This is a genomic window from Mesorhizobium sp. CC13, assembly GCF_039907765.1.
Classification (GTDB): Bacteria; Pseudomonadota; Alphaproteobacteria; order Rhizobiales; family Rhizobiaceae; genus Aminobacter.
The window spans coordinates 1-11,619 of sequence record NZ_JARDJI010000041.1 but is presented as its reverse complement, the minus strand read 5'-3'; the positions used below and the strand labels follow the sequence as shown (position 1 = coordinate 11,619).

At 66.3% G+C, this 11,619-nt stretch carries 12 protein-coding genes; 4 read left to right on the top strand and 8 right to left on the bottom strand.

Going from position 1 to position 11,619, the window contains the following annotated elements; translation table 11 throughout:
• Positions 1 to 246 precede the first annotated feature (246 nt).
• Positions 247 to 699, bottom strand: a complete 453-nt coding sequence (locus PV773_RS24950) for a carbon monoxide dehydrogenase subunit G (protein ID WP_340036247.1) — start codon at positions 697 to 699, stop codon at positions 247 to 249.
• A gap of 145 nt (positions 700 to 844) precedes the next feature.
• Between PV773_RS24950 and PV773_RS24945 the strand changes: the two genes are divergently transcribed.
• Entirely contained in the window at positions 845 to 2,647 is a 1,803-nt protein-coding gene (locus tag PV773_RS24945; RefSeq protein WP_347968958.1) for an IlvD/Edd family dehydratase, read from the top strand.
• Positions 2,648 to 2,692: 45 nt separating this feature from the next.
• Here the strand turns inward: PV773_RS24945 and PV773_RS24940 are convergent, their stop codons facing one another.
• The 5 genes from PV773_RS24940 to PV773_RS24920 all read right to left on the bottom strand — a co-directional run bounded on the left by PV773_RS24940 (position 2,693) and on the right by PV773_RS24920 (position 4,587).
• Positions 2,693 to 2,884, bottom strand: coding sequence for a hypothetical protein (locus PV773_RS24940; RefSeq protein ID WP_340036249.1), 192 nt, complete (start codon positions 2,882 to 2,884; stop codon positions 2,693 to 2,695).
• Positions 2,885 to 2,990: 106 nt separating this feature from the next.
• Complete coding sequence (locus tag PV773_RS24935; RefSeq protein ID WP_347968957.1) at positions 2,991 to 3,440, bottom strand: GFA family protein; 450 nt, start codon at positions 3,438 to 3,440, stop codon at positions 2,991 to 2,993.
• A 112-nt stretch (positions 3,441 to 3,552) separates the two neighbouring features.
• Positions 3,553 to 4,020, bottom strand: a complete 468-nt coding sequence (locus PV773_RS24930) for an SRPBCC domain-containing protein (protein ID WP_347968956.1) — start codon at positions 4,018 to 4,020, stop codon at positions 3,553 to 3,555.
• Positions 4,004 to 4,357, bottom strand: a complete 354-nt coding sequence (locus PV773_RS24925) for a metalloregulator ArsR/SmtB family transcription factor (protein ID WP_347968955.1) — start codon at positions 4,355 to 4,357, stop codon at positions 4,004 to 4,006. Before PV773_RS24925 ends, PV773_RS24930 begins: the two co-directional genes overlap by 17 nt.
• 32 nt (positions 4,358 to 4,389) lie before the next feature.
• Positions 4,390 to 4,587: a hypothetical protein gene (locus PV773_RS24920; RefSeq protein ID WP_347968954.1), complete on the bottom strand. Its 198-nt coding sequence runs from the start codon at positions 4,585 to 4,587 to the stop codon at positions 4,390 to 4,392.
• A 162-nt stretch (positions 4,588 to 4,749) separates the two neighbouring features.
• Here PV773_RS24920 and PV773_RS24915 point away from each other — a divergent pair, with 162 nt between their 5' ends.
• Positions 4,750 to 5,154, top strand: a complete 405-nt coding sequence (locus PV773_RS24915) for a hypothetical protein (protein WP_347968953.1) — start codon at positions 4,750 to 4,752, stop codon at positions 5,152 to 5,154.
• 27 nt (positions 5,155 to 5,181) lie between these two features.
• On the opposite strand, the gene PV773_RS24910 is transcribed toward PV773_RS24915, so the two are convergent.
• A complete protein-coding gene (locus PV773_RS24910; RefSeq protein WP_347968952.1) occupies positions 5,182 to 6,771 on the bottom strand; it encodes a trimethylamine methyltransferase family protein in 1,590 nt (529 codons plus the stop codon).
• Between the two features lie 267 nt (positions 6,772 to 7,038).
• The gene (locus tag PV773_RS24905; RefSeq protein WP_347968951.1) at positions 7,039 to 8,532 is read right to left on the bottom strand and encodes a PLP-dependent aminotransferase family protein; all 1,494 of its coding nucleotides are present in this window, start codon (positions 8,530 to 8,532) and stop codon (positions 7,039 to 7,041) included.
• A gap of 291 nt (positions 8,533 to 8,823) precedes the next feature.
• On the opposite strand from PV773_RS24905, the gene pgi reads away from it, so the two are divergent.
• Both pgi and PV773_RS24895 read left to right on the top strand, forming a co-directional pair.
• Positions 8,824 to 10,470: a glucose-6-phosphate isomerase gene (pgi, locus tag PV773_RS24900; RefSeq protein WP_347968960.1), complete on the top strand. Its 1,647-nt coding sequence runs from the start codon at positions 8,824 to 8,826 to the stop codon at positions 10,468 to 10,470.
• Positions 10,471 to 10,570: 100 nt separating this feature from the next.
• The gene (locus PV773_RS24895) at positions 10,571 to 11,281 is read left to right on the top strand and encodes an HAD family hydrolase (RefSeq protein WP_347968959.1); all 711 of its coding nucleotides are present in this window, start codon (positions 10,571 to 10,573) and stop codon (positions 11,279 to 11,281) included.
• The last annotated feature ends 338 nt before the right edge of the window (positions 11,282 to 11,619 follow it).

The window sequence follows — 11,619 nt, the reverse complement described above, 5'->3', positions numbered from 1 at the left end:
AAGGCGACGAAAAGCCAATTGCTTGGCTTTTCGAACGACGAACGCCGGCAGGACAGAGGGGGGTGGGAAGGAATGAGCGGGCGGTGGGTGTCCTCTCACGGGCGCGAGGACTGCGTCTCCCCCCTTGAAGGAAGGGTCGATCCGCGCAGCGGATCGGGGTGGGGTCGTCGGAGGCCGCGCTCGACGCGGAGGGGGTGTCGGAGGAAAACGAGAGGAGTCTCCGCAATCGGAAACTGCAATCGCTCCCTAGGCGCCGCCCACCTTCTCGCTGAAGGTCGAGAAGAACTGGCCGGCGAGCTTCTTCGAGGTCGAGGTGATCAGGCGGCTGCCCAGCTGGGCGATCTTGCCGCCGACATCGGCCTTGGCGGCATATTTGAGGATCGTCGCGTCGGGACCGTCCTCGGTCAGCGTCACATCGGCGCCGCCCTTGGCGAAGCCGGCGATGCCGCCCTTGCCCTCGCCCTCGATGGTGTAGGAGTGCGGCGGCTTGAGGTTCTTCAGCGTCACCTCGCCGGAGAAGGTCGCCTTGATCGGGCCGATCTTGAGCACCACCTTGGCGGCCATCTCGGTCGGCGACGACATCTCCAGGCTCTCGCAGCCGGGGATGCTTTCCTTCAGCACCGCGGGATCGTTCAGTGCCTTCCAGACGACGTCGATGGGCGCGCCGATCTTCTCCTCGCCTTCGATCACCAGAGCCATGCGCGATCCCCTCCCGATGAAAACCATGAAGGGGTAGCGCGCCGGTCGCCGCTTGTCCATCGCCGGGCCGGGCGGCGTCGACCGTGTCGCCTTGCCGGGCAGCCGTCCTTGCCATAACCATGCAACCGCTTTCGGGAGAATTGTCATGACCGGCCAGAAGACGACGAAGAAGCTCCGTTCGCAGGAGTGGTTCGACAATCCGGACAATCCCGGCATGACCGCGCTCTATCTCGAGCGCTACCTGAATTTCGGCCTGACGCGCGAGGAGCTGCAGTCGGGCAAGCCGCTGATCGGCATCGCCCAGACCGGCTCGGACCTGTCGCCCTGCAACCGCCACCATATCGAACTTGCCAGGCGCGTCCGCGCCGGCATCGTCGCCGCAGGCGGCGTGCCGTTCGAGTTCCCGTGCCACCCGATCCAGGAAACGGGAAAGCGCCCGACAGCCTCGCTCGACCGCAACCTCGCCTATCTCAGCCTGGTCGAGGTGCTCTACGGCTACCCGCTCGACGGCGTGGTACTCACCATCGGCTGCGACAAGACCACGCCGGCGCTGCTGATGGCGGCGGCCACCGTCAACATTCCGGCGATCGCCCTTTCGGTCGGGCCCATGCTCAACGGCTGGCACAAGGGCAAGCGCACCGGCTCGGGCACCATCGTGTGGGAATCGCGCGAGCGCCTGTCCGCCGGCGAGATCGATTACGACGAGTTCATGGAGATCGTCGCCTCCTCGGCGCCTTCGGTCGGCTACTGCAACACCATGGGCACGGCAACGACGATGAACAGCCTTGCCGAGGCGCTCGGCATGCAGTTGCCGGGCTCGGCGGCGATCCCGGCGCCCTATCGCGAGCGTGGCCAGATCTCCTACGACACCGGAAAACGCATCGTCGAAATGGTGCGCGAGGATTTGAAGCCCTCCGACATCATGACGCGACAGGCCTTCGAGAACGCCATCGTCGTCAATTCGGCGATCGGCGGCTCGACCAACGCGCCGATCCATCTCAACGCCATCTCCCGCCATCTCGGCGTGCCGCTCGACAATGACGACTGGCAGCGCCTCGGCCACCATGTGCCGCTGCTGGTCAACCTGCAGCCGGCCGGCGAATATCTCGGCGAGGACTATCACCATGCCGGTGGCGTGCCGGCTGTCGTCGCCGAACTGATCAAGGCAGGTCTGCTGCCGCATCCCGATGCCGTCACCGCCAACGGCAGGACCATGGGCGAGAACTGCGCTGCGACCGAGACCATGGACACCAAGGTCATCCGCCCGGTGGCCGACCCGCTCAAGAAGGACGCCGGCTTCATCAACCTCAAGGGCAACCTGTTCGACAGCGCCATCATGAAGACCAGCGTCATCTCGAAGGAGTTCCGCGACCGCTACCTGTCGAACCCCGGCGATCCCGAGGCCTTCGAAGGCACGGCCAAGGTGTTCGATGGTCCCGAGGACTACCATGCCCGCATCGACGATCCCGCCGAGGGCATCGACGAGAACACCATCCTGTTCATGCGCGGCGCAGGACCCGTCGGCTATCCGGGTGCCGCCGAAGTGGTGAACATGCAACCGCCCGCCTACCTCATCAAGCGCGGCATCCACTCGCTGCCCTGCATCGGCGACGGCCGCCAGTCGGGCACCTCGGGTTCGCCGTCGATCCTCAACGCCTCGCCGGAAGCCGCCGTCGGCGGCGGGCTGGCGCTGCTGAAATCGGGCGACCGGGTGCGCATCGATCTCAGGAAAGGCACTGCCGACATTCTCGTCGGCGACGAGGAGCTTTCCCGCCGTCGCGCCGAGCTGCAGGCCGGCGGCGGCTACCGCTACCCGGCGCACCAGACGCCGTGGCAGGAGATCCAGCGCGGCATGGTCGACCAGCTTTCCGAAGGCATGGTGCTCAAGCCGGCGGTGAAATACCAGCGCGTCGCCCAGACCGGGGGCATCCCGCGCGACAATCACTGATCGCCTATCTATACCGGCTTGGCAGTGTGCCGACAGTCCATGTCGCTACGCCTTGTCGGTGTCTCGGCCGTCGGGCTCCTTTGCCACTCCCTTGAACGGTCCGTCGGACTGTTTGACTTCCATGAATTCGCCAGTCAGCTCATCGCGCTTTTGCCAAAGGCCATCAGGCCGCTCGAACTGGGTGCGTTCGCGAACGGCGCCTCGGCGAAATCCTTCACCCGTATTTTTGCCCATCATGAATCCTTGTGGTTGTATTGTGCGTCTACAAGAAACTAATGATGGAAAGTTGTTCCTTATTTGTTCCTTATTGTCAAGTGGTAACGAGGCTGGAAGCTCGTGCGCTCTACAGATAGCTCGTCACCTCGGGCGGGCGGTCCCAGGCGTCGTTGCGGCCGTCTTCATAGATGATAGGCACGGCGGCCAACTCCTCCGGCGAGACGTCGTCGAGGCAGGCGATGTTGATGGCATGGAAGTCGCCGCCCATGATGTCGAAGCTCGCCGAGGCGAAGGGATGCACCCCGCAGCGGCTGCAGAAGCTGTGGCGGATGGCCGACGAACCGAAGCGGTAGTCGGTCAGCATGTCCTCGCCCGAGGTGATGCGGAAGCCGGTGGGGCGGGCGAAATTCTTCCAGAACCGCGTCTTGGCGCACCAGGAGCAGTTGCAGCGGAAGCTCGACGTCCACCAGACGCCGTCGAGTTCAGGCTTCGAGCGCTGGCCGGCGGGCGCGAGATCGAGCCGGCATTCGAAATGGACGGCGCCGCAATGGCAGCTGCCGCGATAGGATTTCAGCATCTTCGTTTCTCCTCGCATGGCGCGTCGTTCCGCTGATCGACAACGACCGGCGGTGACTGAGGGTTGAATCGGGCAGCCGGCGCGCCGGCAGCTTCAACCGGCGCGCAGGAACTCAGACGACGGGACGGCCGGCGAGCGCATCGCCAAGGCGATCGAGGCATTCGCCCCAGCCACCCCTGTGCGAGTCGCGCGTTTCGACGTCGTGGAACGGCTCCTGGCGGAAGGTCAGGCGCGTGCCGTCGCCTTCGGGCTGCAGCGTCACCGTCACCAGCGTCTGCCAGTCGGGATCGTGATCCCAGGCGAAGGTGAAGACGATCCGCTCGTTCTCGACGATCTCGCGGAATATGCCGGACATGCCGTCGCTGATGCCATCCGGGCCGTGGATCAGGTGATGGTAGCGCCCACCTTCGCGGAATTCGAGCTGCCTGGAGGTGGACGAGAAGTTCTTCGGCCCCCACCAGCGGATCAGGTGTTCGGGGCTCGACCACATCCTGAAGACGAGCGCCGGGGGCGCATCCATCAGCCGCGAAATTTCCAGAAAGAGCGGCTCGGCCGCGACGGTATCAGTTCTTGCGGTCATCGGGACCTCCCTTGGGCGCCTGCAGTTCCTTGAGATAGTCGGCCATGCGGTCGAAGCTCGCATCCCAGAAGCGGCGGTAGTGCTCGACCCAGTTGGCGACATCCCTGAGCGGCCCGGCCTCCAGCCTGCAAGGTCGCCACTGCGCCGCGCGGCTGCGGCTGATCAGGCCGGCGCCTTCCAGTACCTTCAGGTGCCGGGAGATGGCGGGCAGGCTCATGGCGAAGGGCTCGGCCAGTTCGTTGACCGTCGCCTCGCCGAGCGCCAGCCGCGCCAGGATGGCGCGCCGGGTCGGGTCGGCGAGCGATGCGAAGGTGGCGCTGAGCTGGTCGTCGGTCATTTATTTAGCCGTTATGTTAATTAACATATCTGCTAAATACAGGCGACGCCTCGCACTGTCAAGCGACAGGCCGGCGTAGCGGCAATCCTGCGCTCATTGGTGCGGAATAGAACTGGCCGCCGCCCGTTCGACTTGAAGAATTGCGAAACATCGTCGTCGGCCAGTGCAGGTGTCCGAGCGGCGGCAGCGGTGATGAACGGCGTGCCGATAGCGGCAAAGACCTTTTTCATGTGTCGTCTCCCGCCCGGCAATCTTGCCGATTGCGCGGGAGGAACGGCGCGCGCATCGTCATATTCGATGCGCGGCAGAAATTTCGCCCGGCAATACGGTTGCAGGCCTTTGCATGTCGGGCCGGAGCACCCTAAATGCGCAGCATCGGGAACCGGAACATCATGGCCAGACGCCGCTCATCCTTGGGTTTCTTGGGAATCTTCGGCCGCTCGGGGGACCTTCGCCAGCTCGACGAGGCCCTGCGCGCGGTCGACCTGCATCCGGCGCTCGTGCCGGAGGGCGTCAAGCTCACCATCGTCAACCTGATGAAGGACCGTTGGCCGGACGAGCCGCCGGCAAGGGCCTATCCGCCGGTGGCGCAGCTGTTCGGCTATTGCCTCAACGGTCCCGAGGCGTTCGGGGGCGTGAACGGCAGCCAGCTTGCCGCCGACGTAGAGCGGCGCATCGAGGCCGCGCTCGATGCGTCGGACGGGCTGGATGCCCAGCTCATCCTGCTCGCCCTGCATGCCAGGCTGATCAATCGCGAGGTCGTCGAGCGCTTTGGGCTGACGAGCGAGCAGTCCTGAAGCGCTTGCCGGTGCCGCCGGGTTTGTTCACCCGCCCATGCCGCCGCGCGGCAGGTGGATGAGACTGCCGAAGCGGGCGCGCAGCTTGTCGTCGGTGGCTTTTGGAATATGGCGCGGAAAGCGCTCGGCGAGGATGCGTTTCTTTTCGGCGATGGCCCGGCCGAGGATGTCGGGCTTGCCCTTTTCGTTCCATTCCTTGGGCGAGAAGCGGTCGGCGACGGCCGGATAGAAGTATTCCGTCTGCATCAGCCTCAAGGTCTGCTCGTTGCCGAGATAGTGGCCGGGGCCGTTGAGGCAGACCTCGGAAATGGTGTCGATCGACAGGGCCTCGTCGCTGACCTCGATGCCGCGCACGCAGCGCAGGCATTGGCCCAGCATGTCGTTGTCGATGATCAGACTCTCCAGGCAAAAGCCGAGCAGCGAGGCGTGCATGCCGGCGGACTCATAGACCAGGTTGAGCCCGGAGAGGCCGGCCATGACGTTGGTGATGCCCTTCTCGTAGCCCGACTGGATGTCGGGCAGCTTGGAGTCGGCCATGCCGGCGGCCGAGCCGCCGGGCAGGTCGTAGAACTGGGCCATCTGGGCGCAGGCGGCCGTCAGCAGCGCCTGTTCGGCCGAGCCGCCCGACATCGCGCCGGTGCGCAGGTCCGAGACGAAGGGCCAGGTGCCGAATATGGCAGGGTGGCCCGGCTTGATGGCGTTGACGTAGACGAGGCCGGCGAGCACTTCGGCGACGGCCTGGACGACCGCACCCGCTATCGCTGCCGGCGCGGTGGCGCCGGCCTGTCCGGCCGAAAGCAGCAGGATCGGGATGCCGCCCTCGACGCAGGCTTCGAGCACGCCGCAGGCATCCTCGGCGAATTTCATCGGCGGCACGACGAAGCAGTTGGAATTGGAGACGAAGGGCCGGGCGCGGAAATTCTCCTCGCCGCCGGCGATCTCGTAGAGCATCTCCAGCGCGGGCGCCACGTTCTCGCGCACGGTGAAGCTGGTGCCGACATGCTTGGAGGTGCCGGAGACGCAGGCGTAGAGCGTGTTGAAGTCCATCTCCAGCGGGTCGGGGATGTCTCGCGGCACCATCGGGCGCTGGAAGAAATGGATGTTGTCGAGGCCTTCGACGATGCGGGCGGCGTCGTAGATGTCCTGGATCAGGCTTTCGCGGTACTCGCGCTTTTCGACGTCGACCAGATGCACGGCGGCACCCGCCGTGCCATAGTGCACGCGCTTGCCCTGGATCACCATGTCATGGCGTGGGTCCTGGCCGCAGAGGGTGAAGTTGCGGGCGGCGTTCTCGATGGTCGACAGCACCAGCGCGCGGGGGAAGCGGATGCGCCCGTCGTCGCCATGGCTCGCCCCGACCCTGGTCAGCGCCTCGATGCAGTTCGGGATGGCGTTGGCGAAGCCGACAGTTTCGAGCAGGGTGAGCACGGCTTCGTGGATGCGTTCGAGGTCGTCCTGGGCCAGCGGGCCGAAGCGCCCGCCTTCGAGGCCGGCGCGAACCGGCCGGATGTCCTCCGCCAGCGGGGCCGCGCGCAGCGCCCGCCGCGCTTCGCGGCCGCCGGAACGGCGCGATCGTTGCTCTGCCGAAGAAGCGTTGTTCTCGACGGCTACCGACATGCAGTCCTCCGCAAATCCCGTGAAGCTGGACCGCAGTGATTATGCCACCGTCGTTCCGCCTCGTTCCCTTTGCCGGACTATGCCGCGTCCATTGGCCCAGACCATGGGCCAGTGGATTTGGCTGGATATGCCAGATTGCTGATATAAGTCGGCGGCGGGCGGGCGCCGGCGGAGCGTGCATGACCCCGATTATCGAAACCGATTTTCGCGGAGGACTGCGTCAGCTCGAGAGGCACGCGCGCCGGGTGGCGCGCGGTGCCTTGGGGCTCAGGCTGCCGCGGGCCGGCGCCCGGCGGCCGTCGCCAGTTCGCGGATGCCGGGCTCGATGTGCTGCAGCGCGATCGAGGAGATGCCCAGGCGCATGAAGCGGGTGGGCTTGTCGCTGTGCTCGAAGAAGCGATCGCCCGGTTCGATGATCACGCTGCGCGACGCAGCCGCCGCCGCAAGGCCGCGCGAGTCGGTGCCGCGCGGCCCTTCGAGCCATAGCGACGTGCCGCCGGCGGCGTCCGTCGACTGCCAGTCCGGCAGAAAGGCCGAGATCGCCTGGACCAAGCGCTTGCGCCTCTCGCCGAACGCCGTCGACAGGCGGCGGACCAGCGCCTCGTGGTGGCCGAGGGACAGGAACAGCGCGACGGCGCGCTGGTTGTTTGCCGGCGGGTGGCGCAGCATGAAGCGGCGCAGCGCCCGCAGTTCCGAGATCAGCCCGGCGGAGCCGACGATGTAGCCGAGGCGCAGGCCGGGCGCGAGCGTCTTCGACATCGAGCCGACATAGACGACGCGGCCCGAGCGGTCGATGCTCTTCAGCGCCTGCTGCGGCGACTCGTCGAGCAACTGGCTGTCGTAGCCGTCCTCGATGATGATCTGGTTGTTGCGGTTGGCGCGGGCGAGCAGGTCCAGCCGGCGCTCCTGCGACAGCGGCACCATGGTCGGGCACTGGTGGCTCGGCGTGACGAAGACGAAGCCCGCGTCGGAGGGAATGGCCGAGGTGACGATGCCCTCGTGGTCGACCGGAACCGGCTCGATGTCGGCGCCGGCGAGGCGGAAGATCGAGCGCGCGTCGGGATAGCCCGGGTCTTCCATCGCCACCCTGGATCCCCTAGTCATCAACAGCGAGGCGAGCATGTAGAGCGCATTCTGCGCACCCAGCGTGACGATGATCTCGTCGGGGTTGGCGAAGATGCCGCGGCGCGGCAAGAGCCGTGCCTGGATCTGCTCGATCAGAAGCGGGTCGTCGCGGTCGACCATGTCGGCCGCCCAGTTGCGGATCTCGAGCACGGCCAGCGCCATGCGGTTGCACTCGCGCCATTCGGCGGTGGGAAACAGCGACGGATCGAACTGGCCGTAGACGAAGGGATAGGACGACTTGATCCAGTTCTCCAGCTTGGCCGGAGGCGGCATGTCGCTCGCCGCGATCTGGCGGCGCGCCTTCCAATCGATTTCATTGGGCTGGTCGGGGCTCTTCTGCTGCGGCTTGGCGGGCGTCGCCAGCACTTCCGGGTTGACGAAGTGGCCGCGGCGCTCGCGGGCGATGAGGAAGCCCTGGTCGACGAGCTGCTGGAAGGCGAGCACCACGGTGCCGCGCGCCACGCCGAGCTTCTCGGCCAGGATCCGGCACGAGGGCAGCGGCATGGAGGCCGCGATCTGGCGGTCGAGAATGGCCGCGACGATCGCCTGACGGATCTGGGCCTGGAGAGTCTGGCCCGATTCCGCCGAGATCCTGAACAGGCCGGACCAGATCGCCGTGTCGTTTCGCTGTGGCATAGTGACGTTTCCCGCATGTCCAGTCGTTTTGACTTTGCTGGACCATAGAAAGCTATCCTTGGCTCAACCGCTTGCACCAATCAATTTTTCTAATCCTATGGATTTATGCCAGTGAAGTTTCCCGCCGCGCCGCATGGCGACATCCGCTAAATCGATTGAAATTTGCCTATTGAATCGATTGAAATTTGCCGCGATAGTCCGCCGCCGCCGCCCTCTTAATGTCGCATGAGGTTTGCTAGGATGGTGGCCAGGACGGTACGGGCAGGACGAAAGATTCGGAGTTCCAAGGTGATCGATCAACCCTTCCAGGCGGCGCTGGCCGCGCTTCGCAACCAGCACCAGGACGCGCCGAAGAACATGCGCGCGGCATTCGCCTCCGATCCCAAGCGCTTCAGGCACTTCTCGGTCGCCGACGGCGACCTCCTGTTCGACTGGTCGAAATGCGCGGTCGACGCCGAGACCATGGCGCTGCTGGAAAAGCTGGCCCTGGTCGTCGACCTGCCGGGCCGGCGGGCGGCGATGTTCCGCGGCGACCGCATCAACGTGACCGAGGACCGTGCGGTGCTGCACACGGCGCTGCGCGTCCCCAGGGGCGAGCCGGTGATGCTCGACGGCCGCGACGTCGCCGAGGACGTCCATGCCGTGCTCGACGCGATGGCGACTTTCGCCGACGCGATCCGCTCGGGGGCAGCCACCGGCGCCACCGGCAGGAAGATCACCGACGTGGTCAATATCGGCATCGGCGGCTCCGATCTCGGCCCGGCCATGGCGACGCTGGCGCTGGCGCCCTACCACGACGGCCCGCGCGCGCATTACGTCTCCAATGTCGACGGTGCGCATATCCACGACACGCTGAAGGGGCTGAAGGCGGAGACGACGCTGTTCGTCATCGCCTCCAAGACCTTCACCACGGTCGAGACCATGACCAATGCCGAGACGGCGCGCCGCTGGGTGAAGGCCGAACTCGGAGCCGAGGCCGTGGGCAAGCATTTCGCCGCCGTCTCCACCGCGCTCGACAAGGTCGCCGCCTTCGGCATCGAAAAGGACCGCGTGTTCGGCTTCTGGGACTGGGTCGGCGGCCGCTACTCGCTGTGGTCGGCCATCGGCCTGCCGATCATGATCGCCGTCGGTCCGAAGAACTTCGCCGATTTCCTCGCCGGCGCGCACGCCATGGACAAGCACTTCGTCGAGGCGCCGCTGCTCAGGAACATCCCCGTGCTCATGGGGCTCGTCGGCTTCTGGCACAGGGCGGTGTGCAACTACCCGGCCCGCGCCGTCATTCCCTACGACCAGCGCCTGTCGCGGCTGCCGGCGTACCTGCAGCAACTCGACATGGAATCGAACGGCAAGAGCGTCACCATCGCCGGCGGCGGCGTGGTAACGCCGACCGGCCCGCTGGTCTGGGGCGAGCCGGGCACCAACGGCCAGCACGCCTTCTTCCAGCTTCTGCACCAGGGCACCGACTTCATCCCGGTCGAGTTCCTGGCCGCGGCCGAGGGCCACGAGCCGGAGCTCAAGCAGCATCACGACCTTCTGCTCGCCAACTGCCTGGCGCAGTCGGAGGCGCTGATGAAGGGCCGCACCCTCGAAGAGGCGCGGCGGCAGATGCTGACCAAGGGCATGAAGCCCGAGGAGGTCGACAGGATCGCGCCGCATCGCGTCTTCTCCGGCAACCGCCCGTCGGTCACCATCCTCTACCGCAGGCTCGACCCGTACACGTTGGGCCGGCTGATCGCGCTCTACGAGCACCGCGTCTTCGTCGAGGCGCAGCTGTTCGGTATCAACGCCTTCGACCAGTGGGGTGTGGAACTGGGCAAGGAACTCGCCACCGGGCTGCTGCCTGTCGTGGAGGGGCGGGAAAATGCCGCGCGCAGCGACGCCTCGACAGCCGGGCTCGTGGAGCATATTCACCGGCTAAGGGCGCCGCGCGAACAGTAGGACGCGCGAAGGACGCTTTGCTTGGTTTGATTGCGCACCGAGTGGCCCGGAATCGGTCCCGATTTCGGGCCGCCGCGCGAGGGGCGAGGGAGTGAGTGATTTGCGGGGCATCAAGGGCATTCTTTTCGACAAGGACGGCACGCTGGTCGATTTCCAGGCGACCTGGTTCGCCATCGGCGACATGATGGCGCTCGAGGCGGCCGGCGGCGACCGCGGCCGCGCCGACGCTTTGATGACGGCGGCCGGCTACGACTTCGAGGCCCATTGCTTCAAGGCCGATTCGGTGTTCGCCGCCGGCACCAATGCCGACATCGTCGAGCTCTGGTACCCCGATGCCGATGCCGCCGAGCGGGCGGCGATGGTGAAGCTGTTCGACCGGGTGACGGCGGAGCAGGGTGCCATGAAGGCCGTGCCGCTGCCCGGCAGCAAGGACGCGCTGACGCGCCTGCACGGCGCCGGCTTCAGGCTGGGCGTCGCCACCAACGATTCGACCAGCGGGGCGGAGAAGACGCTACTGTCGCTCGGCGTCGCCCAGATGTTCGACGCCGCCTACGGCTACGACGCGGTCGCCAACCCGAAGCCGGCGCCGGATGCGATCCATGCCTTCTCCGACCTGACCGGGCTCAAGCCGTCCGAGATCGCCATGGTCGGCGACAACCGCCACGACCTCGAAATGGCCAAGGCCGGCGGCGCCGGCCTCGCCATCGCCGTGCTTTCGGGCACCGGCACGCGCGAAACGCTGACGCCGATGGCCGACGTGGTGCTCGATTCCATCGCCGACCTGCCGGCGTACCTCGCCGGCGAGGCCTGACCAGGCCCCCACGCGTCACGTGTGGTGCTGCTTGCGGCCGTGGAGGCCGCATGGTCGCTCGGCTGCTACAAGGTGATGCTGCTCACCAGCTCGAAGGACCCGTCGAAGCTGGGTTTCTACCGCAACGCCGGCTTCCAGACGACCAAGACCGGCTTCGACGCCTGCCGCCACGGGAGGGGTGAGGCGGGTCGGGGCGGGTTTTTTCCCTCGCCCAGGACGGCCTTTTGGCAGGCTCGGGGCAGGGGGCCGTCCAGGCACATTTATCCATTGCCACGCTCGCTTTCGCGCCTGGCCATTGTCAAAGAACACTCCCTTTGAGGGAGGTGGTTCGGGAAGCG